Genomic DNA, 24,327 nt, shown 5'->3' on the forward strand with positions numbered 1-24,327 from the left:
GCCTGGAAGCGCAGACCGTCATGTTCGGCATGCCGACCATGATCCGCATCCCCGACGTCGTCGGCGTGCGCCTCACCGGCGCGCTGGCGGCCGGCGCGCAGGCGACCGACCTCGCGCTCACCGTCACGCAGCGGTTGCGGCAGGCCGACGTGACCGGCGACTTCGTCGAGTTCTTCGGTCCGGGCGTGGCGACGCTCGATGCGGGCGATCGCGCCGTGGTGGCCAACATGGCGCCGGAGTACGGCGCCACCACCGGTTTCTTCGCGGTGGACGCGCACACGCTGGACTACCTGCGCCAGACCGGCCGCGGCGCAGAGGCGGTGGCGCTGGTCGAGGCCTATTGCAGGCGCGCCGGCCTGTGGTTCGACCCGCAGGCGGCGCCGCGCTATTCGCGCGTGGTGGAGATCGACCTGTCCGCCATCGGCATCCACGTGGCGGGTCCGCGCCGACCGCAGGACCTGCTGGATTTCGCCGCGACGGGCGAGGCGCTGCGTGCGACCGGCTTCGGCGGAAAAGGCGAAGGCGCGATGCCGCGCCACCCGGTGGCGATCGCCGCCATCACCAGCTGCACCAACACCTCCGATCCGCGCCTGCTGATCGCCGCCGGCCTCGTGGCCCGCAACGCGCGCGCGCTCGGCCTGCGCGCGCCGGCCTGGGTGAAGACCTCGCTGGCGCCCGGATCGCCCGCCGCGGCTTCCTATCTCGAGCGTTCGGGCCTGCTGGCCGACCTGCAGGCGGTGGGCTTCGGCATCGTCGGCTACGGCTGCACGACGTGCATCGGCAATCCCGGGCCGCTGACCGAGCCGATCCGCGCCGCGCAGGGCGCCGGCCACGCCAAGGCCGTCGCGATCCTCTCCGGCAACCGCAACTTCCCGGGCCGCGTGCATCCGGACATCGAGCTGAGCTTCATCATGTCGCCCGCATTGGTGGTGGCCTTCGGTCTCGCGGGCGATGCCGAACGCAACCTGCGCGACGAGCCCGTGGGCACCGCGCCGGACGGCCGCCCCGTGCGCCTCGCGGACCTGTGGCCCACGCGCGAGGAGATCGAGTCGCACCTGCGCTCGGCGCTCGATGCCGGTGACTACGCCCGCGACTTCCGCGAGGCGTCCGCCAATCCGCTGTGGAAGGCGCTGAAGGCGCCCGAAGGCGCGCGCTTTCCCTGGGATGCCGGGTCCACCGCGCTGCGCCGGCCGCCCTTCGCGGCGGTGACCGAAGGCAGCCTGCTCGGCCACTACACCGCGCAGCCGCTGCTGGTGCTGGGCGACGACGTGACCACCGACCACATCTCGCCCGCCAGCGCGATTCCTCCCGACAGCCTGGTGGCCGACCACCTGGTGGCGCGCGGCGAGCAGCGCGACGACCTCAACGTGTTCGCCTCGCGCCGCGGCAACTGGGAAGTGATGCTGCGCGCGGCCTTCCACAACAAGACGCTGCGCAACCTGCTGCGGCCCGATGCGCCCGTCGCGCACACGCTGCACGTGCCCAGCGGCCAGGTGCTGCCGATCTGGGAAGCGGCCGAACGCTATCGCGCGGACGGTCAATCGGTGGTCGTGGTCGCGGGCGAGCGCTATGGCATGGGCTCCTCGCGCGACTGGGCCGCCAAGGGCCAGCGCCTGCTGGGCATCCGGGCCGTGCTGGCCTGCAGCTTCGAGCGCATCCACCGCTCCAACCTGATCGGGATGGGCATCCTGCCGCTGCAGCTGCCCGAAGGCGTGCATCCGGACAGCCTGGCGCTGCAGCCGGGCGATCGCCTCGACATCGACGCGCGCACCGACGCGCTGAAGGTGCGCGCCGCCGTACCCGTGAAGCTGCTGCGCGCCGATGGCCGCGTCGAGACCTTCGCCGCCACGGCCGCCGTGGAAACGCAACTGGAGATCGACCTGCTGCGCGCCGGCGGCGTGATCCCGGCCATCCTGCAGGAGCGCCTGTCGTGAGCGTATTGGCCTTCGTCGGCTCGCGCACCACGCGCGAACGCAATGCGCGCGGGGAGGGCATCAGCGTGCTGCGCGTGGCGGACGACGGCACGCTCGCGCGCGTGCACCTGCAGGGCGGCTTGGTGAATCCTTCCTTCCTGGCGCTCAATCGCCGCGGCGACCGTCTCTACACGGTGCACGGGGACCAGCACGAGGTGAGCGCCTTCGCGGTCGACGAAGACGGCAAGCTGGCGTTTCTCAACCAGGTCGGCTGCGGCGGCCGCAACCCGGTGCACCTCGCGCTCGATCCGAGCGAACGCTTCCTGGTCGTCCCCAACCACCTGGACGGAACGCTCGCGGTCCTGTCGGTGAAGGAAGACGGCGCCCTGGGCGAGCTGCTCGAACTGACGAAGCTGCCCGGTGTGCCGGGCCCGCACCGCATCGAGCAGCCGTTCTCCAAGCCGCACTTCAATCCCTTCGACCCCAGCGGCCGCTTCGTGCTGGTGCCGGACAAGGGCCTGGACCGCGTGTTCAGCTTCCGCTTCGATGCCGGCCGGCTGGTGCCGGCGGCGCAGCCCTGGGCGCAGGCGCGCGAAGGCGCCGGGCCGCGCAACCTGGCCTTCCATCCGGTGCTGCCGGTCGGCTACGTGCTGAACGAGCTCGATTCCACGCTCGCCACCTGCGGCTTCGATGCGGAGAGCGGTGCCCTGCAGCCGCGCCACCTGCTGACGACGTTGCCGGCAACGTTCACCGGCCACAGCCGCGGGGCGCAGCTGCAGGTGGATCCCTCGGGACGATTCCTCCATGCGTCGAACCGCGGGCACGACAGCATCGCGCTGTTCACCCTCGACGCGCAGGGAACGCCGGCCTTCGTGGAGGCCTTCTCCAGCGGCGGCCGCACGCCGCGCTTCATCGCGCTCGGCCCGGTGGGCGACGTGCTCTATGCGTTGAACGAGGACAGCGACCGCATCGCGGTGCTGCCGCGCGACCCGGCCAGCGGCCGCCTCGGCGCGCCGCGCCAGGAACTGCCTTGCGGCAGCCCCGTGTGCATGGTGTTCAGGGCTTCAGCACGTTCCTGATCTTCGCCAGGTTGCGCAGCGTGCTTTGCAGGTGCTCGCGCAGCATCCCGGAGGCTTCCTCGTTGCGGCCCTGTTCCAGCAGGTCGAGGATCTTCAGGTGCTGCCTGCAATGCTGCTTGTAGCGCTGGCGGTCCTGCATCGAGCGGTAGGACAGCAGGCGGCGCACGCGGTTGACGCGGCGGATCGCGTCGATGAAGAAGGGATTGCCCGAGCCTTCCACCAGCGCCTCGTGGAAGCGCACGCCGCGGTCGTGGATCTGGTCGGGCGTGTCGGTCTCGATGCCGCCTTCCAGCAGGTGGATCTCGGCGGCGCGGCAGCGCGCGAGCACCTGCGGGTCGATCCGGTAGCCGGGCTCCATCAGCGCCATCGGCTCCAGCGCGAGCCGCAGGCGGTAGGACTGCAGCAGGCTCTCCGGCGTGGTGAGCATGGGCGAGAACTCCCAGCCGTAGCCGGGCTTCTTCTGCACCCAGCCTTCGTGGGCCATGCGCGACAGCAGGCCCTGCAGCTGCGCCGGGGTGAGCTCGTAGCGGCGCTTGAGCAGCGCTTCGGTGAAGGTGTCGGGCAGCTCGCCGCGCAGGCGGTCCTCGGCGATGCGGAAGTAGATGGCGGCGAGGTCGTCGCCTTCGCCGAGGTCCAGCACGCCGGCCTCCGCGCGCGCGAGTTTCTCCGCGCCCTTGGCGAGGAAGTAGCCGCGGTTCGGCTGCCGCTGCAGGATGCCTTTGTCCTCCAGCAGGCCGAGGGCCTCGTTGATCGGCGAGCGCGACACGCGCAGGCGGTCGGCCAGCCATTGCGCGGGCAGGTGCGCGCCTTCCTCCAGTCCTTCGGTGCGGACGAGGTCGAGGATCTGGCTGGCGATGGGCTTGTCGGTGGTGAGCATGGAGGGCGGTGTGCGGACCTGCATAGGGTAACGGGAAATCCCTGAGCGTTCGGGCTGGCCAGATTGCTCTTTAACTAGCTAAAATGCAATCATCAACAACGCGGGATTTCCCATGCAAAGACGCCATCTCCTCTGCGCCGCCGCCGCTGCGACGCTGCCCTTCGCCGCGCAGGCGCAGGACTTCCCGGCCAAGCCGATCACGGTGATCGTGTCCTTCGCCGCCGGCGGCAACAACGACATCCGCGCGCGCATGCTGGGCGTCGAGGTGGCCAAGAGCCTCGGCAAGAGCATCGTGGTGGACAACAAGCCGGGCGCGAGCGGCAACATCGGCCACGACTACGTGGCGCGCCAGGCGGCCGACGGCTACACGCTGGGCATCGGCGCCATGGGCCCGCTGGCGGTGAACCCGTCGCTGTATCCGAAGATGAATTTCGGCGCGAAGGACTTCACGCCCATCGTGCTGATCGAGAAGGCGCCGCTGGTGCTGGTGACCCGCGTCGACAAGCCCTTCAAGAACCTGAAGGACGTGATCACCGCGGCCAAGGCCAGGCCGGGCGGGCTGTCGATCGCCAATGCGGGGCCGGGCGGCGCGCACCACCTGAGCGCCGAACTGTTCAAGCAGCAGGCCGGCATCTTCATGCTGTCGATCCCGTACAAGGGCGGCGGTCCCGCCGCCAACGCGCTGCTGTCCGGCGAGGTGGACATGATGTTCGAGCAGACCTATGCGGCGCTGCCTTCCATCCAGGCCGGCAAGACGCGCGCGCTGGCCGTGACGAGCGAGAAGCGCCTCCCCAGCCTGCCGGACGTGCCGACGATGGCCGAACTGGGTTATCCCAGCGTGACGGTGTCGAACTGGCTGGGCCTGGTCGGTCCCAAGGGCATGCCGCCGGCGGTGGTGAAGCGCCTGAACGAAAGCTTCAACGCCGCGCTCGGCGTGCCCGATGTCCGCAGCAAGATCACCGGCCCCGGCAACGAGATCGGCGGCGGCACGCCCGAGCAGTTCGCGAGCTTCATCGAGGCCGAGAACAAGCGCTGGGCCCAGGTGGTGAAGGCCGCGAACATCAAGCTGGAGTGAGGTCCGGGCGCGGCGGTAGTGAACGTCGCAGGAAGGCCAGCATGCGCGTCCATGAGTCCTTCCGCGCGTGGGCGGTCGCCTCCGGCGTGCCGCCGAAGTCGACCTCTTCGCCGGACACCCGATGCGTGAAGCGGGTGAGCGTCGTCGATACGTGCGGCCAGCCGAGGAAATGGCCCGCCTCCGGGTAGGCCAGGACTTCCACTTCGTGCGGAAAGCCGCCGTGCCTGAAACGGTCCAGCGCGAACGCGGTCAGGTCCGCCGACGGCCACATCCGGTCGGCCGCACCGAGCACCAGCATCACAGGGCCGCGGATGTTCTCGACGCGGATCGCGCTTGCTGCGAGGAGGGCAGGGTCGCGCAATGGCCGCAGGTACCACTCGAAGCTCTCTTCTTCCGCCTCGCCCCTTGCCACCATCGAGAGCCATTCCTCCATGGGCATCACGTCGGCATATGCAAGTTCGTCGCCGCTGAGCGTCCAGGCCGAATGTCCGCTGGCGGGGTACGCCGGCCCCACGATGCCGCTCGGGGAATAGGCGACGACCGCGCTGATCGAGGGAAACGTCGCGCCCAGCAGGAGCGCGAGCTCGCCCCCGCGTGAAGAACCGCAGACTGCCACGCCACCGGGCTGGACGCCGGGGCTGGCGCGCAGCCAAGCCAGGGCCTGGCCGAAAGTTTCCAGCGGGATCCGGTCCAGCGTGGCGGGCAACGCTTCCAGGCCGAAGTAGCCCAGGGCCAGCGCCGCGAATCCGTTCGCGGCCAGCAGGGCCGCCATCTCGCCGGACCACGACAGGCCACCGCCGGATCCGCCCACGACCAGGACGGCCGGATGCCGGCCTTCCCGCTTCGGTCGGAACAGTGCGCCGACGAGGCCGTTCTCGCGAAGCTCGGTGCGCGACACGATCGCCGCATCGAAGTACATCCGGCGCAAGCGATGCGTGATGCGCTCGTCGGTCCCCTCCACCTCCGCGGAGAGGGTCACCGCCATCGGGTCGGCATCCAGCGCCAGCCACGGCGGGGCCGCGGCGGAATCCTGCACGGAGCGTGACCAGAACAAGCCCATCGCGTCGATACCCGCGTACCCGCCCGCGAGCGGTGCATCGCGGGCGAGGTCCAGGTCGCCGCGCGTTGCGGCGAAGGTCGCCTGGGAGGCGAGCACCTTCCCGTCCGGCGTGGCCGATGTCGCTCGCACCACCAAACGCGCATCCGGCGAGACATTCTCCACCGTGATGTGCAGCGCCTCGTCGACGCGGCAGGCAGTTGGGAGCAAGCCGAAGCGCATCCGCCGGCGGTGCCGCTCAGTAAGGCGGCGCGAAGCCGTTGCGGCCGGCGCTGATGCGCGTGGCCGTCGGCTGGCCCTGCACCTCCTGCGCGCTGACGGCGATGGCGCTGCCGACGGCGAGCATCGCGCGCTCGCCGGGGCGCAGGCTCACGATCGGCGTGCCGGGCGGAACCACGATCGTCTTCTGGCCATCGCCATAACGCAGCTCGAGCCGCTGGCCATCGGCCGCGGTGGCGACGCCGGCCACCGTCGCATTCGTCATCGTGCTTTGCGGCAGGAAGTCGAAGGGCCGGTGGCCCTCGCCGGTGCCGCGCATGTTCTCCGGGAACACCGTGACGGCGATCGCGCGCTGCGTGCCATCGGGCTGCGGCATCGCGCCGACGCCGATGAAGCTGCCCGGGCGGATGTCGGCCAGGGTCACCGGATACACCTCGGTCACCACGAGGTTCGCCGGCAGCGCGAGTTCCACGCGTTCGCCGCCGCGGGTGCGCAGCACCAGGCGGGTGTCGCCCAGCGACTCGATCGTGCCGCGCAGGCGCACGCTCCGTGCCTGCGCGAAAGCCATGCCGGGCAGCAGCGTGCAGGCCAGCATCGCCGCGCAGAAGGCCCGTCGCATCGTCTTCATCGTCGCTCTCCTTCTCAGCCTTGCAGGCCCTGCTCGATCGCCTCGATCAGCGCCTCGGGCTGGGCCGGCTTCACCAGATGCCTGCGGAAACCGGCTTCGTAGGCCTTGACGGCATCCGCCGCCGTGCCGTAGCCGGTGAGGGCCACAAGATAGCAGTTCCTGCCGTTGCGATGCGACTGCATGCGCGCGGCCAGCTCGTAGCCGCTCATGCCGGGCAGGCCGATGTCCAGCACCGCCACCTGCGGCTCGAACGCGTCGAGCAGGGCGAGGGCGACGCCGGGGTCGTAGGCGACCTTCACTTCGTAGCCCGAAAGCGCGAGCAGCGTGCCGGCGGTGTCGGCCGCGTCCTGGTTGTCGTCCACCAGCAGCACACGGGCCTGCGCGCCGTCGCTCGCGGGTGCGTGCGGCGCGGCCGCCGCCTGCGCCGGCGGCTGGATCACCGGCAGGCGCAGCGTGAGGGCGCTGCCGCGGCCTTCGCCCTCGCTGTGCGCCTGCACCGAGCCGCCGTGCATCTCCACCAGGCTGCGCACGATCGGCAGGCCGAGGCCCAGGCCGCCGCGCGCGCGGTCGGCGTCCTGCGGCGCCTGGTAGAACAGCTCGAACACGTGCTCCAGCACCTCGGGCGGCATGCCGATGCCGTCGTCGCTCACCGTGATCCCGGCTTGCGCGTCCTGCAGGCGCAGCGCCAGCGCGATGCGCCCTTCCGGCCCGGTGAACTTGACCGCGTTGCCCAGCAGGTTGTTGAGGCACTGCGACAGCCGCACCTCGTCGCCGCTCACCCAGAGGTTCTCGGCGTCCGGCGCGATGTCGACGGCGAAGCGCCGCAGTCCCAGCACGGACTGCACCGACTGGCCGGCTTGCCGCACCAGTTCGGCGGCGCGCACGGGCTGCATGCGCATCTCCAGCCGCTTGCCGGTGATGCGCGAGACGTCCAGCAGGTCGTCGACCAGCCGCTTCATGTGCGCGACCTGCCGCTCCATCACCTCGCGCTCGGTCTTCGAGCCGGGGTCGCCCTTGCGCGCCATCAGGTGCAGCGCGGTGGCCATGGGCGCGAGCGGATTGCGCAGCTCGTGCCCCAGCATGGCGAGGAATTCGTCCTTGCTGCGGCCCGCGTCCTCGGCACGGCGCAGGGCCTCGGTCACGCGCGCGAGCAGGCTCTCGCGTTCCGCGGCGGACCGGTCGCGTTCGGCCGAGGCGTCCTGCAGCGCGGCGCCCACGTCCTGCAGTTCGGCGATGCCCAGCGGCTCCAGGCGCACCGGCTCGCCGCGCCCGAGCGCGCCGGCCGCGCCCTTCAGCTGGTCGATGGGGTCGAACACGTCGCGCGCGAAGTACCAGGCGGCGAAGGCGGCGAGCGCGAGCGAGGCGAGCAGGCCCCCGCCCACCGCGCCGAGCACGCCGTACAGGCCGCGCTCGGAGCCGGCCTGCGCGATTCCCGTGGCCACGACCCAGTGCGACCGGGGCAGGCGCACGTAGCCGGTCTGGCTGCGCGCGCCTTCGAGCGTGACGGTGTGGCCCGCGCCTTCGGAACGGCCCTGGTTCAGCAGGGCCTGCAGGGACGGCGACGGTCGCGCGGAGGCGTGCTCGCGCGAGCGCGACACGCGGTTGTGGTTCTGGTCGAACACCGCCACCACGGAGGTGGCGGGAAGCTGCTGGCTCTGCAGCACCGTGGCGATGCGCTCCACCGGGACGACCGCCGTGAGCACAGCGGCCAGCTTGTCCCCGCGCAGCACCGGGACCCGGACCGCGAAGGCGGGGCCAAGACGATGCGGCCCTTCGGCGACCGTCCCCACCACGGGCTCCATGCGGGCGACGACCAGCTGCATGCTCTCCTGCTCCACCGGCGACGCCGGGACGTTGCCGAAGGACGCGGCGGTGCTGAGGACCACCTTGCCGGCGGGATCGGCCAGCACGACGGCACGCCAGCCCTGGTGGACGGCGATGCGCCGGGCCAGCGCATGGAAGTCCCGGTGCCGCTCCGGATCGAGTTCGTCGAACAGCGCGATGCTCTGGAGCACGCCGATCGTGGAACGCAGCTCCGCGTCCACTGCGGCGCCCATGGCGCGGGAGATGGCCAGCGCGGTGTCCTGCGCGTCGCGCTCGCGTTCGCCCGCCAGGTAGGCCAGCACCACGCCGGCGACGATGGCCAGCGGCAGCAGGCCGCTCGCGGCCAGCAGGAACAGGCGGAAGCGCAGCGGCCGGCCTTGTCGCTGCGGCTTCATTTATTTCAGCCGGACGACGTAGCGGACGAAATCGTCCGCCTGCGTGAAGCGGTCGTAGAGCCGCCGCGCCTCGGCGTTGTCGGCCTTCGTCATCCAGTACAGGCGCGCCCAGCCTTCGGCGCGCATCGCGTTGCGCAGCCACTCCAGCAAGGCGGTGCCGACACCGTGGCCGCGCGCGGCCGGCGTGACGTACAGGTCCTCCAGGTAGCAGACGGCCTGCGTCTCCCAGGTGTTTTCGTGCACCACGCAATGGGCGAAGCCGTAGACCTGGCCGTCGACTTCGGCCACGACGCACATCACCTGCGAATCGGGATCGAGGATGCGCTTCCAGGTGCGGTTGGTGACCTCCTCGGGCAGCTGGGTCCCGTAGAAATCGCAGTAGCCGCGCCAGAGCTGGCGCCAGGTGGCTTCGTCCGAGGGCAGCGCGGCCCGGATGGTGCAGGACATGGGAGTCACATGCACATGTTAACGGCCTTCGTCCTCCCCGCGGAGGCGGGGATCCAGGGCATTGCGAAGAGGCGCTGCGCGCCGTCCTGGGCCCCCGCCTACGCGGGGGTGACGTCGTGCAGTTGCCTTGCCAGCAACACCGCCGCGTGGATCGCTTCGCGCTGCGCACCATCGTGGATCTGGTGCCTGCAACTGGTGCCGTCGGCGACCACGATCGCGTCGGGCGCGGAGCGCACGGCGGGCAGCAGGCTCAGCTCGGCCATCTGCATGGAGACGGCGTGGGTCTTCGCCTCGTAGCCGAAGCTGCCGGCCATGCCGCAGCAGCTCGACTCGATCAGCTGCGGCTGCGCGCCCGGGATCAGCTTCAGCACGTCCAGCACCGGCGACACCGCGCCGAAGGCCTTCTGGTGGCAGTGGCCGTGCACCAGCACGGGCTGCGCCACCGGCTTCAGCTTCGCGCGCAGCGTCTCCAGCCGGCCGGCCTGCGCTTCCGCCGCCAGGAATTCCTCCAGCAGCAGCGACTGCTTCGCCAGCGCCTGCGCGCGTTCGCCGAAGCCCATGGCCGTCATCTCGTCGCGCAGCGTCAGCAGGCAGGAGGGCTCCAGGCCCACGACCGGGATGCCCCTGGCCACGAAGGGCTCCATCGCATCCAGCAGTTCGCCCGCCTTGGCTTTCGCTTCCTCCACCATGCCGCCGGCCAGGTAGGTGCGGCCGCAGCACAGGTGCTTGCCGTCGTCGACCTGCTTGCTCGCCACGTGCACCGTGTAGCCCGCTGCCTGCAGCACGTCGAACGCCGCTTTCGCATTGGCCGATTCGAAGAAGCCGTTGAAGGTGTCGACGAACAGCACGACCGGGCGGGCCGCGGCCAGCACCTCGTCGCGCGAGGCGCCGCGCACGCCGCTGTTGAAGAAGTGCTCGGCCTGCCACTCGGGCAGGCTGCGCTTCGCGGAAAAGCCCAGCAGCTTCTCGCCCAGGCTCGCCAGCAGCGGGCTGCGGTTGCGCAGGTTCAGCAGGCCGGCGATCCTGCTGGCGCCGGCGGCGTACTCGGGCAGCCTGGCGATCAGCTTGTCCTTCAGCGACCAGCCGTTCTTGCGGCCGTCGGCATGGCGGAACTCGATCTTCATGCGCGCCATGTCGACGCCCGTGGGGCAGTCGCGCTTGCAGCCCTTGCAGCTGACGCACAGCTCCATGGCTTCGCGCACCGCTTCGCTGGCCAGGCCGTCCGGCCCGAGCTGGCCGCTCACCGCCAGCCGCAGCGTGTTGGCGCGGCCGCGCGTGAGGTGCTGTTCGTCGCGCGTGACGCGGTAGCTGGGGCACATGGTGCCGGCGTCGAACTTGCGGCAGTGGCCGTTGTTGTTGCACATCTCCACCGCCTTGGCGAAACCGCCGGCGGGATCGCCGCCGGTGCCGGGCGCGGTGGTCTGCTCGGTGGCGGGATCGTTCTGCACGTTCCAGGCGCTCCAGTCGAGCACCGGCTGCAGCGGGATCACCTTGTAGCCGGGCGGGAAGCGCATCAGCCGCGTGTCGTCCATGCGCGGCGGATCGATGATGCGGTTCGGCGACAGCAGGCCGATCGGATCGAACATCCGCTTGATCTCGCCGAAGGCGGCGTCGATCTCCGGGCCGAACTGCCACTGGATCCATTCGCCGCGGCACAGGCCATCGCCGTGCTCGCCGGAGTAGGCGCCCTTGTACTTGCGCACCAGCTCCGACGCTTCCTCGGCGATGCGGCGCATCTCCGGCGCGCCGTTGCGCCGCATGTCGAGGATCGGCCGCACGTGCAGCGTGCCGACCGAGGCGTGCGCGTACCAGGTGCCCTTGGTGCCGTGCCTGCGGAACACCTGGGTGAGGGCGTCGGTGTATTCGGCCAGGTGCTGCAGCGGCACCGCGCAGTCCTCGATGAAGGAGACCGGCTTGCCGTCGCCCTTGAGGCTCATCATGATGTTGAGGCCGGCCTTGCGCACTTCCCACAGGTTCTTCTGGGGCGCGTCGTCCGACATCAGCACCACCGAGCCGGGCAGGCCGAGGTCGCCCATCAGCTCCTGCAGTTCGCCCAGTTTGCGCACCAGCGTGGACTTGTCGGCGCCGGCGAATTCCACCAGCAGCAGCGCGTCGGGCTGGCCGATGAGGGCGCTGCGCACCGTCGGCGCGAAGGCCGGGTTCTGCAGCGACAGCTCGATCATCGTGCGGTCGACCAGTTCGACGGCGGTGAGCGTGCCATCGGTGCCCAGCTTCACGATGTGCTGGGCCGAATCCATCGCCTGGTAGAAGCTGGGGAAGTTCACCACGCCCAGCACCTTGTGCCTGGGCAGGTCGGACAGCTGCAGCGTCAGCGATTTCGTCAGCGCCAGCGTCCCTTCGCTGCCGATCAGGAGGTGCGCCAGGTTGACGCTGCCGTCCTGGGTGTAGGGCCGCTCGTTCTGGTTGTGGAAGACGTCGAGGTTGTAGCCCGCGACGCGGCGCATCACCTTGGGCCAGCGCGACTCGATCTCGGGCTGCAGCGCCAGGGCGAGGTCGCGCACCTTCTCGCCGAAGGCGCGCGCGGTGCCGGTGCTGGCGTCGAAGCGGCCGAAGGTGTGCAGGGCGCCGTCGGACGTCCAGGCTTGCGCGCCCAGCACGTTGTGCACCATGTTGCCGTAGGCGATGCTGCGGCTGCCGCAGGAGTTGTTGCCGGCCATGCCGCCGAGCGTGGCCTGGGCCGCGGTGGAGACGTCCACCGGATACCAGAGGCCGGTCTTCTTCAGGTGGGCGTTGAGGTGGTCCAGCACGATGCCGGGCTCCACCGTCACGGTGCGGGCGGCCGCGTCGACGTCCAGCACGTTGCGCACGTGCTTGGAGAAGTCGATGACGAGGCCGGCGCCCACGGTCTGGCCGCACTGGCTGGTGCCGCCGCCGCGCGGGACGATGGGTACCTTCAGGTCGCGGCAGATGTCGAGCGCGACGCGGGCGTCCTCGGCGCTGCGCGGCAGGAACACGCCGACCGGCATCACCTGGTAGATCGACGCATCGGTGGCGTAGCGGCCGCGGTCGGCGGGCGAGAACAGCACTTCGCCCTGCGTTTCGCGGGCAAGGCGCTCGGCGAGCTTGCCGGCGACTTCGTTGCTGGCGCGCGCGACCTGGTCATAGGCCTGGCCCGCGGCTTCTCGGGTGACTTCGAGTGGCAGCGGTGCGTTCATGCGGCCCCCTTGCTGGTCTTGTGGACGGCACGCAGCTGCTCCAGCACCACGTCGCGCTTGTTGCGCAGGTGGGTGAGCAGCACCTCGCGCATGCCGGCGGCGTCGCGCGTGGACAGGGCTTCGATCATCTTCTCGTGTTCCTTCACGGCCGTCTTCCACTTCTCGCCGTCCTGGTTGGAGCGGAAGCGCAGCGCCTGTAGCCGGGCATTGACCTGGCTGTAGACGGTCTCCAGCACCGGGTTCTTGGCCGCCGCGTTGATCGCGTCGTGGATGCGCGCGTTGAGCGCGTAGTAGGTGGAGAGGTCGCGCCGGGTGTAGGCGGCCATCATCTCGAACTGCATGGCCTGGATCTCGGCCAGTTCCCTGGGCGTGATGCGCTGGGCCGCGAGTTCGCCGCTCAGCCCCTCGAGTCCGGCCATCACCTCGAAAGTATTCAGCACATCCTCTTCCGTCAGGGAAACCGCTATCGCGCCCCGATTCGGGACCAGTTCCACTAGCCCCTCGGCGGCGAGCATCTTGATCGCCTCCCGCAGGGGCGTGCGGGAAACGTTCAGCAGCTCGGACAGTTCGCGTTCATTGAGCTTGGCGCCCGGGGCGATGCGCCCTTCCACCAGCATCTGGCGCAGGCGCTGCGCCACCTGCTCGTGCAGGGCAGCGCGGGGAATCGAGATCACATCGGCGGTCATGGACGCTATTTTGTATGCAAATTAAAAGGTGAGCAAACCGTTAGTTCAGGATAGTCGGGTATTGACATTCGCATTTTGTATGCAAAAAATGGCGTCCATCGTCCACCCGTCCTGAAAGAGCACGCCCATGGTCACCCTCGACTTCCACCCCACCGGCCGCCACTTCCTGCAGATCCCGGGTCCGTCCCCGGTGCCGGACCGCATCCTGCGCGCCATGAGCTACCCGACGATTGACCACCGCGGTCCGGAGTTCGGCGTGCTCGGCCTGCGGGTGCTCAAGGCGATCCAGCAGATCTTCCAGACGAAGAACCCGGTGGTGATCTATCCGGCGTCCGGCACCGGCGCCTGGGAAGCCGCGCTCTCCAACACGCTGTCCCCCGGCGACCACGTGCTGATGTACGAGACCGGCCACTTCGCCAGCCTGTGGAACAAGATGGCCACCCGCCTGGGCATCAAGACCGAGTTCATCGGCCTGCCCGGCGTCGAAGGCTGGCGCCGCGGCGTGCAGGCGCACCTGATCGAGGAGCGCCTGAAGGCCGACACCCAGCACAGCATCAAGGCCGTGTGCGTGGTGCACAACGAGACGTCCACCGGCGCCACCAGCAACATCCTGGCGGTGCGCCGCGCGATCGATGCCGCGAAGCATCCCGCACTGCTGCTGGTCGACTCGATCTCCGGCCTGGCCTCCGCCGAATACAAGCACGACGAGTGGGGCGTCGACGTCACCATCAGCGGCTCGCAGAAGGGCCTGATGCTGCCCCCGGGCATCAGCTTCAACGCGATCTCGCCCAAGGCGCTCGAGGCGAGCAAGACGGCCAGGCTGCCCAAGTCCTTCTGGGCCTGGGACGAGATCGTCGAGATGAACAAGACGGGCTACTGGCCCTACACGCCCAATACCAACCTGCTGTACGGCCTGGCCGAAGCCTGCGACATGCTGCTCGATCCGCACTTCGGCGGCCTGCAGGGCGTGTTCGCGCGGCACCAGCGCTGGGCGGCCGGCGTGCGCGCCGGCGTCAAGGCCTGGGGCCTGGAGACCCAGGTGATCGAGACGGCCACGCAGTCGCCCGTGCTCACCGGCGTGGTCATGCCCGAGGGCGTCGATGCCGACGTCGTGCGCAAGCTGATCTACGAGCGCTTCGACCTGTCGCTGGGCACGGGCCTCGGCAAGGTCAAGGGCCGCATGTTCCGCATCGGCCACCTCGGCGACTGCAACGACCTCACGCTGATGGCGGCGCTTTCCGGCTGCGAGATGGGCCTCAAGCTGTGCGGCGTGAAGCTCGCCGGCTCCGGCGTCGCCGCCGCGATGGAGTATTTCGCCGGCCATCCGGCGCCGGTCGCCCTGCAGAAGGCGGCCTGAACGACAAGCATCCACAGAAGAAGCCGCGTTCCCCTTCCCACTTCCCCACCATCAAGGAGGCTTGCATGCAACGTAGAACTTTCATGACCGGCGTCGCCGCATCCGTGGCCCTGCCCACGCTGCGCGCGCAGCAACTCGGGCTGCCCAACGGCCCGATCCGCATCGTCGTGGGCTTCGCCCCCGGTGGCGGCACCGACGCCCTGGCGCGCGTGATGGCGCAGAAGCTCGGCCCGGTCTGGGACCGGCAGGTGATCGTGGAGAACAAGGCGGGGGCCTCCGGCATGATCGCCGCCGAATACGTTGCCAAGCAGCCTTCCGACGGCAGCACACTGCTGATGGCCCACATCAACAGCCACGCGCTGGCCCCCGCCATGGGCATGCGCATGGGCTACTCGCCGGACCGCGACTTCGCCCCGATCATGCTTGTGGGCGTCACGCCCAACCTGCTGATCTGCAACGAGCAGCAGCCCGCCAAGACCGTGAAGGACCTCGTGGACCTGTGCAGGAAGAACCCGGGCAAGATCAGCTTCGGGTCCGCCGGCAGCGGCTCGGCCCAGCACCTGGCGCTGGAGATGTTCAAGCTGCGCGCCAAGGTCGATGCGATCCACGTGCCGTACAAGGGCTCGGGCCCGATGCTCACCGACCTGATCGGCGGCCAGATCCAGTACAGCTTCGACACCATGACGGCGGCCACGCCGCACGTGAAGAGCGGCAAGGCGATCCCGATCGCGCAGACCCGCCTGAAGCGCGCCAAGAGCTACCCGAACGTTCCCACCATGGCCGAGAGCGGCTTCCCCGGCTTCGAGGCCACCACCTGGTACGGCCTCGTGGGCCCCGGCAAGCTGCCCACGCCGCTGGCGCAGCGCATGAACGAGGACATGAACAAGGTCTTCGCCATGGCCGACGTGCAGGAGAAGTTCGAGCAGTTCGGCGCCGAGGACGGCGGCGGCTCGCGCGAGAAGTTCGCCCAGTTCATGACCAGCGAGCTGAAGACCTGGACCAAGGTGGTGAAGGAAGCCGGTGTCAAAGCAGAAGGTTGAAGAAGAAGGCGGGCGGCCCCTGCCGCTGGCCGGTGTCCGGGTCCTGGACATCAGCCAGGTGATGGCGGGGCCCTATGCCTGCATGCTGCTGGGAGACCTCGGCGCGGACGTGATCAAGATCGAGCCGCCGGGCACGGGAGACCAGACGCGCGGCGCGATGGGGTTCAAGATGAAGGGCGCCGACAGCCTCGGCTTCCTGAACATGAACCGCAACAAGCGCAGCGTCGCGCTCGACCTCAAGTCCGACGCGGGCAAGGAAGTGCTCAAGGCGCTCGCGAAGCACGCCGACATCCTGGTGGAGAACTACCGGCCCGGCGCGCTGCGGCGCCTGGGCCTGGGCTACGACGTGCTGAAGGAGATCAATCCGCGGCTCGTCTACACCAGCATCTCGGGCTTCGGGCAGACCGGTCCCTGGGCGGACCGCCCCGGCTTCGACCTGATGGCGCAGGCCATGTCCGGCGTCATGAGCGTCACGGGCTATCCCGACAGCCCGCCGGTGAAGGCCGGCGTGCCGGTGGCCGACATCGGCTGCGCGCTGTTCGCGGTGTACGCGACGCTCGCCGCCTGCATCGGCGCCCGCAACACGGGGCAGGGCCAGTACATCGACGCGGCGCTGTTCGACACCGCGATGGCCTTCTCCGTCTGGGACACCTGCGACTGGTGGGGCACCGGCAAGCCGCCGCAACCGCTGGGCACGTCGAACAAGATGACCGCCCCCTACCAGGCCATGGCCTGCGCGGACGGCCACTTCGTGATGGGCGCGAACAACCAGAAGCTGTGGATGCAGCTGTGCCGCTTGCTGGGGCGCGACGAACTGCCGGACGACGCGCGTTTCACCACGATCGCACAGCGTCTCGCCCATCGCGCCGAACTGCAGGAGGAACTGGAGCGGACCTTCCGGCTGCACGGCAAGGACCACTGGGTCGAGACGCTGCTCGCCAACGGCATCCCGGCCGGCCCCATCCTGAGCTATCCGGAAGCCTTCGCCAGCGAGCACGCGCAGGTGCGCGGCATGCGCATGGACATCGACCACCCGGTGGAAGGCAAGGTGCCCAACATCGGCTTCGCGGTGAAGCTCTCGGGCACGCCGCAGCAGGTGCGCCGCCATCCGCCGCTGCTGGGTGAGCACACCGGGGAAGTGCTGGAGGAAATCGGCATCGGCGGCGCGCAGCTGGCGCGGCTGCGCGAGGAAGGAGCGTTCGGTCCATGAGCAACGAGGGTGCAGTCCACCTCGAGATCCAGGGCGGCATCGCCTCGGTGACCTTCGACCGTCCCGAGGCGCGCAACGCGATGACGTGGTCCATGTACCAGCGCCTGCGCGCGATCTGCGAGCAGGTGCGGGAGGACCACGCCGTCCGCGTGGTGCGCTTCCAGGGCGCCGGCGGCGAGGCTTTCGTCGCCGGAACCGACATCGCGCAGTTCCAGCACTTCGAGGGCGGCAAGGACGGCGTCGAGTACGAGCACCGCATCGACGGCACGATGCAGTTGCTCGCGGCGCTGCCCATGCCCACCGTGGCGGTGGTGCAGGGCTGGTGCATCGGCGGCGGCCTGGCCATCGCCAGCACCTGCGATTTCCGCATCGCCACGCCCACCGCGAAGTTCGGCGTGCCGATCGCGCGCACGCTGGGCAACTGCCTGTCGATGGGCAACGTCGCCGCGCTGGTCGCCAACTTCGGACGGCCGCGGGTGCAGCGCCTGCTGATGCTGGCCGACATGATCGGTGCCGAGGAAGCCAGGGCCTGCGGCTACGTGCTGGAGATCGCCGAGGCCGATGCCATCGAGGCGGCGGCGCAGAAGCTGTGTGCGAAGCTCGCTTCGCTCGCGCCCGTCACGCAGCAGGTGAGCAAGGAGGCGCTCAACCGCCTGCTGAAGCACGGCCTGCCCGACGCCGAAGACCTCATCCGCCGCACCTACGGCAGCGAGGATTTCAAGGAAGGCGTGACCGCGTTCGTGCAGAAGCGCTCGCCGGCCTGGAAAGGGAAATAGGTCCCCATCGGCCCCGTCCTACGCAGCGCGCCCGCTGCGCTGCCTAGGATGGGTCAGCCACCGGAGACCGCCATGGCCGCGAAGCCGCACGATTCCCTGCCGGGCTCGAACGCCCCCACGCGTCCGGGCGACACCGCCGACCTCGACCTGTCCGTCGCCGGCGAGGAGGATCCGGGCGCGTCGTTCGACCTTCCTGCCAACCCGCCCGGCGGCACGACCGACACCGGCGAAAGCGTCTGCCCGCAGTGCGGCGGCAACGGCCGCCTCGGCGGCTCCACGTGCCCGATCTGCCAGGGCAAGGGCAAGGTGATCGCCGGCATCGGCGGCGCCTGAGCGCGCGGGCCGCATGCAGCAGCACGCCGCGGACTCCCTGGGCCTGCTGCCGCCCATCCGGGCGCTGCAGACGCGCCAGGGCCGCCTCGGCTACATGGTCTCGGGCAAGGGCCCGTCGACCATCCTGCTTTTCAGCGGCGCCGGCATGAGCCTCATGGGATGGGAGCCGCTGTACCCGCAGGTCGAACAGCTCGGAACGGTGTTCGGCTGGAACCGCTTCGGCATGCAGGGCAGCGACCCGCCGCAGGAACGCCAGACCGGCCCGGTGGTGATCGGATCCCTGCGCGAACTCATCGGTTACGTGGGGCTCGAGGCGCCGTACATCCTCGTCGCGCATTCGCTGGGAGGCCTGTTCGCCAACCTGTTCGCGCGCCTCTATCCCGAGGAAATCGCCGGTGTCCTGTTCCTGGAGGCGACGCACCCGGCTGACCATGCGTTACTGAAGAAACACGAGAGCCACCTCACGCGCGCGCTCGCCAGGATGCTCGCGCTGCCGCAGGTCCTGTTCAAGCCCAACCTGCAGACCGAACTGGCCTGCGTGGCCGACACCGTGCGCGAGATCGAGGCGGCGGGCCCCTTCCCGCCGGTGCCGCTGACCGTCGTGACGGGCGGCCTCACGCCGAGGTCCTGGCTGATGTCGCCCGGCGCGGTGGGCGCCAGGCGCGCCCACCAGCAGGAACTGGTGCGCCTGTCGCCGCTGGGCGAGCAGGTCATCGCGCAGAAGAGCGGGCATTTCCCGCAGATGACGGAGCCGGATCTCGTGCTGCGCGTGCTGGCGGAGCTGGTGGCGATTTCCTGAGGCCGCCAGCCGTCCGGCGCTCAAGCCTCCATCACGCTCGCCGCGCGGATGGTGCCCACCGGCACCAGCCGCGGCACGGCGATCGAGTCGGCCCGGTGCACCGACAGGTGGATCACGTCGACGCTGTCGACGAACGCGTCGCGATACAGCAGTTGCCCATTCAGCGCCATGCCTTCGTTGTCGATCTTCAGCAGCGCGGTGGCCACCGAAGCGACGCCCTTGCTCACCGGCGCGAGGTTGAGGGTGGCGTAGCCTTCGCGGATGCGGCCGGCCAGGCGCAGGGTCAGGTCGAAGGACTGGATCTCCGAGCGGTAGCGGATGATCATCAGGCCCACGAGGTCCGCGGCGTCCTGGTCCAGGGTCACGGTGATCTCGGTCCATTCGCCGTTGGAGGCCGTGACGCCGGTTCCCAATCCTTTCCATTCGCCGGAAATCGTTACCCCTTGGTACCGCCAGCGTCGTGCGAGCGGCAACACCGTGTCGCCCCAGAAGCGGCTCAGGGCGAACAGCAGGAACGCGGAAAGCAGGCCGCAGATGATGCCGAGAACGATGGGAAGCGTGGTCTCTGTCATGGAACTGGAGGCTGTTTGCGCGGCGTCGGGTCCTGCCGCAACGGATGCAGCCACTTTGCCACCGGCGCGCCGGGGACCTGTTCGCGAGTGCAACAGCTGTCAGGCCGCGATGATCCCCGCCGCCTGGCGCACCAGGCCGTCGGCCTGCGGCCCGAGCCGGAACGCGCGCGTGAAATCCTGCACACCGTAGTCGGGGTGCGAGCGCCGGATCGCCGCCGCGTAGTCCCCCGCTTCGCGCGTGCGCCCGGCCAGGGCCAGGCAGAACATCGCGATCGCCCGGATGTGGACGTGCGCGTTGGGCCGCGCCGCCGACCGCACCGCCCAGTCGGCGGCCTCCTCGCAGCGCCCCAGGCGGATCAGCGCCAGCGCGCGCGACGCCAGCATCCCGAACAGCAGGGGGTCCATGGGACTCAGTTCGCGCGCCTGGTCCGCTTCGGCGATGGCCACCAGCGGATCGCCCGACTGCGCATGCACGAAGCCGAGGGTGTAGTGGCCGAGGGCGAAGTTGGGACTCAGCTCGATCGCGTCGCGCAGTTCGCGCAAGGCGTCGTCGTCGCGCTGCTTCAGCCACAGCGCGCGTCCGAGCGCCCAGTGGGCGGCGGGATCGCGTTCGTCCGCCATCAGGCCTTCCGCCGCCGCGGCATAGGCCCGCTCGATGGCCGCGTCGCGCTCGGCCCAATCGAGGAACGCGTCCTGGAAATGCGTGAACGACAGGCCCGCGTGCGGCCGCGAGAAGGTGGGGTCGAGGCGCACCGCGGCCTGGAAGAAGTGCCGCGCCTGCTGGTTGTCCTCGCGGTTGAAGCGCACCATGTGCCACAGGCCGCGGTGGTGCGCTTCCCACGCGTTCAGCGAGTTCGGGTTGCGCAGGATCGCGCGGTTGCGTTCGGCCACCTCGATCTGGTTGGCGATCGCCGTGACGATGCGGTTGCCGATCGTATCGAGCACCTCGAAGGCGTCGTCGACGCGGCCGGAGAATTCCTCGGCCCAGACCACCTGCGCGCTGCGCGTTTCCGTCAGCTGCACGGTGACGGCGAGCCGGGCGTCGTCGCGCCGCAGCCAGCCGCCGGCCACGTAATCCACGTCGAGGCGGCGGCCGGCGTCGTCCGGATCCACGTGCCGCTCGGACAGCGCGAACATCGTGCCTTCGGCGATCACGAACATGCTGCGCAGCTTGGCCAGGCGCGTGATGATGTCGTGCGCCATGCCGTCGCCCGGGCCGCCGCGCACCGCGACGCCGCGGGTGCGATCGAGGAAGGGCATGACGGCGAGCGAAGCGCGGCGCCGGGCCGAAGCGGGAACCTCGGGCAGCGTCTCCTGCAAGGCGATGACGGGGCGGGCCGTCGCGATGGCCGTGCCGTCGTTCGCGTGGCGGGCCTTGGCGGCCTGCCAGGCGCGCCCGATCGGCGTCCAGTCCTGCCCCTCGGCTTCGTAGCGGCGCGCCGTTTCGGCCAGGTGCTCGTCGCCCTCGCGCAGGCGGCCGCGCGCGGCGAGCGCGTCCAGCAGCTGTTCGTGCGCCTGCCGGTCGAAGGGCGCGATGGCGATCCAGCGGGCGAGGGCGGACATCGCCGTGTCGCTGCCGGTCGGAAGCGCGCGCACCCAGTGTTCCAGCACCGCCGCGTGCGCATTGCGAAAGCGCCGGCGCTCGGCCACCAGCCAGCCGGTGAATACCGGGTTGTGCGGCAGGTCGAGCGCATCGAGGAGATCGCCCTGCGCGAACCGGGCGGCGAGTGCTTCGAGCCGCGCGGCCGGCAGCGCCGGCACGCCGTCGTGCAGGGCCTGCAGCACTGCCTGCGTGTCGACGTCGTCGTCCGAGAGGTCGAGCGCGACGCCGTCGCCATCGGCGATGACGCGCGTGCGCCCGGGTTCGTCGAGCAGGGAACGCAGCTTGCTCAGGCACCAGCGCAGTTCGCCGCGCGGATCGCTGGGGAGGTCCCACAGCAATTCGCACAAGTGGCTGCGCGTGGTGGGGCGCTCCTGCAGGGCGAGCCAGGCGAGCAGGGCACGCACCTTGCGCGAGCGGGGCAGGGCGAGGGGCGTGCCGTCGCGGCTCAGCGCGAGCGGCCCGAGCAGCCGCAGCGCGAGGCGCGATGCGCCGGGCGCGTCCGAAGGCAACCGCTTGCGAATTTCCACGCCGATTCCCACGCCGGCCACCACGCCGGCTTCCACGTCCCCGGCGGAGAGTCGTGTCTCCCCCTTCTTCACCGAGGAACGACCATGACCCCCTTGCCCACCACCGCCGTTGCGCCGCAAGCCGCCGCCGACTTCAGCGCGATCAAGACCCGCCAGAAGGCCGCCTGGGCTTCGGGCGACTATGCCGTGATCGGCACCACCTTGCAAATCGTCGGCGAGACGCTGTGCGAGGCCGCCGACCTGCGTGCCGGCGAGCGCGTGCTCGACGTCGCCGCCGGCAACGGCAACGCCACGCTCGCCGCGGCGCGCCGCTGGTGCGAAGTCACTTCCACCGACTACGTGCCAGCGCTGCTGGAGCGCGCCCGCGAGCGTGCCGCGGCCGAGCGCCTGCACGGCATCGACTTCCGCGAGGCCGATGCCGAAGCCCTGCCTTTCGACGACGGCAGCTTCGACGTGGTGCTGTCCACCTTCGGCTGCATGTTCGCGCCGAACGCGCCGCGCGTGGCCGGCGAACTGCTGCGCGTGTGCCGCTCCGGCGGCCGCATCGCGATGGCCAACTGGACGCCGGAGAGCTTCATCGGCCAGGTGTTCAAGCTGATCGGCCGGTACGTCCCGCCGCCCGCCGGCATCACGCCGCCGGCGCAGTGGGGCACGCGCGCGCTGCTGTCGGAGCTGTTCGAGGTGGGCTCGTCCCGCATCGCGACCGGGAAGCGCCACTTCGTGTTCCGCTACCGCTCGCCCGGACACATGCTGGAGATCTTCCGCGGCTACTACGGGCCGGTGCTGAAGGCCTTCGCGGCGCTCGACGAGGACAAGCAGCACGCGCTGGCCGGCGAGTTCGTCGCGCTGATGGAGCAGTTCGACGCCGTGCGCGATGGCGGACTCGTGATCCCGAGCGAGTATCTCGAGATCGTCATCACGCGCCGTTGAGGCGGTCGCGCTTACAACCTGAGCCGTAACCGCACGTATTCTCCGCGCCGCCCGTGCGATGCGGCCCTACAGTCCCCCCATGCACATCAAGGAATTTTCCACCCGCGTGGTCGCCTTCAAGCTGGCGGCCGCACTGGAGAAATACGAGATGGACCTGCGCGCCCTGGCGGAGACCTGGGCCGATCCGGTGCTGTGGCGCCGGCTGCAGGACGAGTTCGGCGAGCTGCGCATCCTCGGCGCTTCGTTGCCGAAGCTGTCGGTGAACTGGGTCGCGGTGCTGGTCTCGCGCGCGAGATTGCTGCAGGCCTTGTGCACCCGCGCGGCGCTCGGGTCGGAACTGCAGGAGCACCTGCGCGCGGTGGAGTCGCTGCGCGATCGCTGCGTGCGCGCGATGGGCCTGCCGGGCGGCGCGCCGGCCTGAAGAGGTCCCGCGCCGGCCCGTCCGCCAACGAGCGTGTAGATTCGGCGTCGTGACGACCAACAGGCTCCAGTCCGAACTGCAGCGCCTCTTTGCCGGAGGCGAGGCGCCGCGCGACGACACCGGCTCCACTACACCGCACGCCGCCGCGATGCAGGTGGGACTTTCGGGCGCCGGCGCGTGGCCCGCCCTCTCGCGCATGTGGCAGGGCGTGCAGGCCGACCTGGACCTGCCCGCGCCCGGCATCGCCGTCTCCGGTGAAGAGGGGTACCAGCTCTGGTTCGCCCTGGCCCAGCCGGTGGGCGCGCAGGATGCGGAAGCCTTCCTGGCCGCCTTGTGCCGGCGCTATCTCGACAACGTGCCGGCGCAACGCATCGCCAGGTCTGTCGTGGTCGCCGGTGGCGACAGCGCCACACGCGTGCCGCCCGCGGAGATCGCACCGGGGCGCTGGTCCGCCTTCGTCGCTCCGGATCTCGCGGGGCTTTTCGCCGAGGAACCCTGGGTCGACTTGCGCCCGCCGGACGACGCCCAGGCCGACCTGCTTTCCCGGCTGCAGCCGATCACGCCCGCCGCGTGGAAGGCGGCCTGCGATCGGCTGCTTCCCGGCGACGCGCTGGTTCCGCAAGGCAGGGGAGAGGCCTTCCTCCCGCCGCAGGGACGCGCCCTGGCCGTCACGCCGTCGTCGCCGCCCGCGGCGCAGCAGGATCCGCGCCGCTTCCTCCTGGAGGTGATGAACGACCCGGCGGTGGACCTGCGGCTGCGCATCGAAGCCGCCAAGGCACTGCTGCCCTACGCGGAGCGCTGATTCGAAGGCTGGTCTTCCGGCATCGAGCGTTCGCTGGTGAACGAGACGCCCCGCAGGATCTTGCGCAGCGACCGCTCCAGCGGCCGCTGCTCGATGTCCGGCTCCAGGGTGACGCATACCCGGGCGGCGCCGAGGACTTCCGCGCCGCGCGGATCCAGCTCGAGGCGCAACAGTCCCGGCGACAGGACGGCCTCCTGGATGCCGCCGTGCAAGGACCACTGGCGATCGGAAAGTTCGAGGTAGGGCAGGCCCGGCACGCTGCCCGCGAGCTGGCGCGAGAGCAGCACGTAGGGCGCGGCGCCCCGCGCCCGGGCACCCACCAGGGCCACGCTCATGGCGCCGTCCTGCTCCTGGCAGGCCATGTGGACGGCGGCCACCCGGGAGCGATCGCCGGAAGCGCGGGACCCGCCGCGGCGCGCTCGCAGCGCCAGGCCGATTTCGACGAGGCAGCTGATCGCCGCACCGGCGAGGACGAAACGGAGTTCCTCCTGCAGCAGCGACAGGCCGGCAAGGGCCAGGAGCAGCAGGAGGGCGGCACTGCGTACGAGGTGGCGCATCATCGAAGGGATGCAGCCGCAAGG

The 24,327-nt window shown here is 70.3% G+C and carries 22 protein-coding genes; 12 read left to right on the top strand and 10 right to left on the bottom strand.

All coding sequences use genetic code 11. From position 1 onward, the window contains the following. Nucleotides 1-1,934, top strand: a 1,934-nt coding sequence (gene acnA / locus VF522_RS10315; protein ID WP_330908169.1) for an aconitate hydratase AcnA, incomplete at its 5' end; no start/stop codon positions are given. Next, nucleotides 1,931-2,992 (top strand): lactonase family protein, encoded by a 1,062-nt coding sequence (locus VF522_RS10320; RefSeq protein WP_330908170.1) that lies wholly within the window; start codon nucleotides 1,931-1,933, stop codon nucleotides 2,990-2,992. The genes acnA and VF522_RS10320, both read left to right, overlap by 4 nt. Here the strand turns inward: VF522_RS10320 and VF522_RS10325 are convergent. Then, the gene (locus VF522_RS10325; protein WP_330908171.1) at nucleotides 2,970-3,869 is read right to left on the bottom strand and encodes a GntR family transcriptional regulator; all 900 of its coding nucleotides are present in this window, start codon (nucleotides 3,867-3,869) and stop codon (nucleotides 2,970-2,972) included. The genes VF522_RS10320 and VF522_RS10325 overlap by 23 nt on opposite strands. Before the next feature lie 112 nt (nucleotides 3,870-3,981). Between VF522_RS10325 and VF522_RS10330 the strand changes: the two genes are divergently transcribed. After that, nucleotides 3,982-4,944 carry a tripartite tricarboxylate transporter substrate binding protein gene (locus VF522_RS10330; RefSeq protein ID WP_330908172.1) on the top strand — a complete coding sequence of 321 codons (963 nt, stop codon included), beginning with the start codon at nucleotides 3,982-3,984 and terminating at the stop codon, nucleotides 4,942-4,944. Here VF522_RS10330 and VF522_RS10335 read toward each other — a convergent pair. The 6 genes from VF522_RS10335 to VF522_RS10360 form a co-directional block, all read right to left on the bottom strand. Continuing rightward, a complete protein-coding gene (locus VF522_RS10335) occupies nucleotides 4,931-6,223 on the bottom strand; it encodes an acyl-CoA thioesterase/bile acid-CoA:amino acid N-acyltransferase family protein (RefSeq protein WP_330908173.1) in 1,293 nt (430 codons plus the stop codon). The two genes, VF522_RS10330 and VF522_RS10335, sit on opposite strands and share 14 nt — an antisense overlap. Before the next feature lie 16 nt (nucleotides 6,224-6,239). Beyond that, nucleotides 6,240-6,848 carry a hypothetical protein gene (locus VF522_RS10340; protein ID WP_330908174.1) on the bottom strand — a complete coding sequence of 203 codons (609 nt, stop codon included), beginning with the start codon at nucleotides 6,846-6,848 and terminating at the stop codon, nucleotides 6,240-6,242. A 14-nt stretch (nucleotides 6,849-6,862) separates the two neighbouring features. Next, complete coding sequence (locus VF522_RS10345; RefSeq protein ID WP_330908175.1) at nucleotides 6,863-9,067, bottom strand: hybrid sensor histidine kinase/response regulator; 2,205 nt, start codon at nucleotides 9,065-9,067, stop codon at nucleotides 6,863-6,865. Next, nucleotides 9,068-9,514, bottom strand: coding sequence for a GNAT family N-acetyltransferase (locus VF522_RS10350; RefSeq protein WP_330908176.1), 447 nt, complete (start codon nucleotides 9,512-9,514; stop codon nucleotides 9,068-9,070). A 98-nt stretch (nucleotides 9,515-9,612) separates the two neighbouring features. After that, the gene (locus tag VF522_RS10355) at nucleotides 9,613-12,690 is read right to left on the bottom strand and encodes an FAD-binding and (Fe-S)-binding domain-containing protein (RefSeq protein WP_330908177.1); all 3,078 of its coding nucleotides are present in this window, start codon (nucleotides 12,688-12,690) and stop codon (nucleotides 9,613-9,615) included. Beyond that, nucleotides 12,687-13,376: a GntR family transcriptional regulator gene (locus VF522_RS10360; protein ID WP_330908178.1), complete on the bottom strand. Its 690-nt coding sequence runs from the start codon at nucleotides 13,374-13,376 to the stop codon at nucleotides 12,687-12,689. The genes VF522_RS10355 and VF522_RS10360 overlap by 4 nt, the downstream gene beginning before the upstream one ends. Before the next feature lie 127 nt (nucleotides 13,377-13,503). Between VF522_RS10360 and VF522_RS10365 the strand changes: the two genes are divergently transcribed. The 6 genes from VF522_RS10365 (at nucleotide 13,504) to VF522_RS10390 (ending at nucleotide 18,891) form a co-directional block, all read left to right on the top strand. After that, nucleotides 13,504-14,733, top strand: coding sequence for a pyridoxal-phosphate-dependent aminotransferase family protein (locus VF522_RS10365; protein WP_330908179.1), 1,230 nt, complete (start codon nucleotides 13,504-13,506; stop codon nucleotides 14,731-14,733). A 65-nt stretch (nucleotides 14,734-14,798) separates the two neighbouring features. Then, entirely contained in the window at nucleotides 14,799-15,773 is a 975-nt protein-coding gene (locus VF522_RS10370) for a tripartite tricarboxylate transporter substrate binding protein (protein ID WP_330908180.1), read from the top strand. Continuing rightward, a complete protein-coding gene (locus VF522_RS10375) occupies nucleotides 15,754-16,983 on the top strand; it encodes a CoA transferase (RefSeq protein ID WP_330908181.1) in 1,230 nt (409 codons plus the stop codon). The genes VF522_RS10370 and VF522_RS10375 overlap by 20 nt, the downstream gene beginning before the upstream one ends. Next, nucleotides 16,980-17,759 carry an enoyl-CoA hydratase/isomerase family protein gene (locus tag VF522_RS10380; protein ID WP_330908182.1) on the top strand — a complete coding sequence of 260 codons (780 nt, stop codon included), beginning with the start codon at nucleotides 16,980-16,982 and terminating at the stop codon, nucleotides 17,757-17,759. Before VF522_RS10375 ends, VF522_RS10380 begins: the two co-directional genes overlap by 4 nt. Nucleotides 17,760-17,831: 72 nt before the next feature. Further along, on the top strand, nucleotides 17,832-18,092 hold the full coding sequence (locus tag VF522_RS10385) for a hypothetical protein (protein ID WP_330908183.1): 261 nt from the start codon (nucleotides 17,832-17,834) through the stop codon (nucleotides 18,090-18,092). A gap of 13 nt (nucleotides 18,093-18,105) precedes the next feature. Then, a complete protein-coding gene (locus tag VF522_RS10390; RefSeq protein WP_330908184.1) occupies nucleotides 18,106-18,891 on the top strand; it encodes an alpha/beta hydrolase in 786 nt (261 codons plus the stop codon). Between the two features lie 20 nt (nucleotides 18,892-18,911). On the opposite strand, the gene VF522_RS10395 is transcribed toward VF522_RS10390, so the two are convergent. Together VF522_RS10395 and VF522_RS10400 are read right to left on the bottom strand one after the other, a co-directional pair. After that, nucleotides 18,912-19,463: a hypothetical protein gene (locus VF522_RS10395; RefSeq protein WP_330908185.1), complete on the bottom strand. Its 552-nt coding sequence runs from the start codon at nucleotides 19,461-19,463 to the stop codon at nucleotides 18,912-18,914. A gap of 99 nt (nucleotides 19,464-19,562) precedes the next feature. Continuing rightward, nucleotides 19,563-21,665: a transcriptional regulator gene (locus tag VF522_RS10400; RefSeq protein WP_330908186.1), complete on the bottom strand. Its 2,103-nt coding sequence runs from the start codon at nucleotides 21,663-21,665 to the stop codon at nucleotides 19,563-19,565. Between the two features lie 12 nt (nucleotides 21,666-21,677). On the opposite strand from VF522_RS10400, the gene VF522_RS10405 reads away from it, so the two are divergent. From VF522_RS10405 to VF522_RS10415, 3 genes are all read left to right on the top strand, one after another. Beyond that, nucleotides 21,678-22,523: a class I SAM-dependent methyltransferase gene (locus tag VF522_RS10405; protein ID WP_330908187.1), complete on the top strand. Its 846-nt coding sequence runs from the start codon at nucleotides 21,678-21,680 to the stop codon at nucleotides 22,521-22,523. 79 nt (nucleotides 22,524-22,602) lie between these two features. Further along, nucleotides 22,603-22,944 carry a hypothetical protein gene (locus VF522_RS10410; protein ID WP_330908188.1) on the top strand — a complete coding sequence of 114 codons (342 nt, stop codon included), beginning with the start codon at nucleotides 22,603-22,605 and terminating at the stop codon, nucleotides 22,942-22,944. A 49-nt stretch (nucleotides 22,945-22,993) separates the two neighbouring features. Further along, nucleotides 22,994-23,746, top strand: coding sequence for a hypothetical protein (locus VF522_RS10415; protein ID WP_330908189.1), 753 nt, complete (start codon nucleotides 22,994-22,996; stop codon nucleotides 23,744-23,746). Here VF522_RS10415 and VF522_RS10420 read toward each other — a convergent pair. After that, complete coding sequence (locus VF522_RS10420) at nucleotides 23,731-24,306, bottom strand: hypothetical protein (RefSeq protein WP_330908190.1); 576 nt, start codon at nucleotides 24,304-24,306, stop codon at nucleotides 23,731-23,733. The two genes, VF522_RS10415 and VF522_RS10420, sit on opposite strands and share 16 nt — an antisense overlap. Between the last annotated feature and the right edge of the window lie 21 nt (nucleotides 24,307-24,327).

This window comes from Ramlibacter sp. (genome assembly GCF_036383835.1).
Classification (GTDB): domain Bacteria; phylum Pseudomonadota; class Gammaproteobacteria; order Burkholderiales; family Burkholderiaceae_C; genus Ramlibacter.

Bases quoted from the DNA above. Each gene is read 5' to 3' on its own strand.
- VF522_RS10335 (WP_330908173.1), bottom strand. From the start codon at position 6,223: ATGCGCTTCGGCTTGCTCCCAACTGCCTGCCGCGTCGACGAGGCGCTG.
- VF522_RS10420 (WP_330908190.1), bottom strand. From the start codon at position 24,306: ATGATGCGCCACCTCGTACGCAGTGCCGCCCTCCTGCTGCTCCTGGCC.
- VF522_RS10380 (WP_330908182.1), top strand. From the start codon at position 16,980: ATGAGCAACGAGGGTGCAGTCCACCTCGAGATCCAGGGCGGCATCGCC.
- VF522_RS10360 (WP_330908178.1), bottom strand. From the start codon at position 13,376: ATGACCGCCGATGTGATCTCGATTCCCCGCGCTGCCCTGCACGAGCAG.
- VF522_RS10340 (WP_330908174.1), bottom strand. From the start codon at position 6,848: ATGAAGACGATGCGACGGGCCTTCTGCGCGGCGATGCTGGCCTGCACG.
- VF522_RS10395 (WP_330908185.1), bottom strand. From the start codon at position 19,463: ATGACAGAGACCACGCTTCCCATCGTTCTCGGCATCATCTGCGGCCTG.
- VF522_RS10325 (WP_330908171.1), bottom strand. From the start codon at position 3,869: ATGCTCACCACCGACAAGCCCATCGCCAGCCAGATCCTCGACCTCGTC.
- VF522_RS10350 (WP_330908176.1), bottom strand. From the start codon at position 9,514: ATGTCCTGCACCATCCGGGCCGCGCTGCCCTCGGACGAAGCCACCTGG.
- VF522_RS10365 (WP_330908179.1), top strand. From the start codon at position 13,504: ATGGTCACCCTCGACTTCCACCCCACCGGCCGCCACTTCCTGCAGATC.
- VF522_RS10410 (WP_330908188.1), top strand. From the start codon at position 22,603: ATGCACATCAAGGAATTTTCCACCCGCGTGGTCGCCTTCAAGCTGGCG.
- VF522_RS10385 (WP_330908183.1), top strand. From the start codon at position 17,832: ATGGCCGCGAAGCCGCACGATTCCCTGCCGGGCTCGAACGCCCCCACG.
- VF522_RS10330 (WP_330908172.1), top strand. From the start codon at position 3,982: ATGCAAAGACGCCATCTCCTCTGCGCCGCCGCCGCTGCGACGCTGCCC.
- VF522_RS10405 (WP_330908187.1), top strand. From the start codon at position 21,678: ATGACCCCCTTGCCCACCACCGCCGTTGCGCCGCAAGCCGCCGCCGAC.
- VF522_RS10345 (WP_330908175.1), bottom strand. From the start codon at position 9,067: ATGAAGCCGCAGCGACAAGGCCGGCCGCTGCGCTTCCGCCTGTTCCTG.
- VF522_RS10390 (WP_330908184.1), top strand. From the start codon at position 18,106: ATGCAGCAGCACGCCGCGGACTCCCTGGGCCTGCTGCCGCCCATCCGG.
- VF522_RS10355 (WP_330908177.1), bottom strand. From the start codon at position 12,690: ATGAACGCACCGCTGCCACTCGAAGTCACCCGAGAAGCCGCGGGCCAG.
- VF522_RS10370 (WP_330908180.1), top strand. From the start codon at position 14,799: ATGCAACGTAGAACTTTCATGACCGGCGTCGCCGCATCCGTGGCCCTG.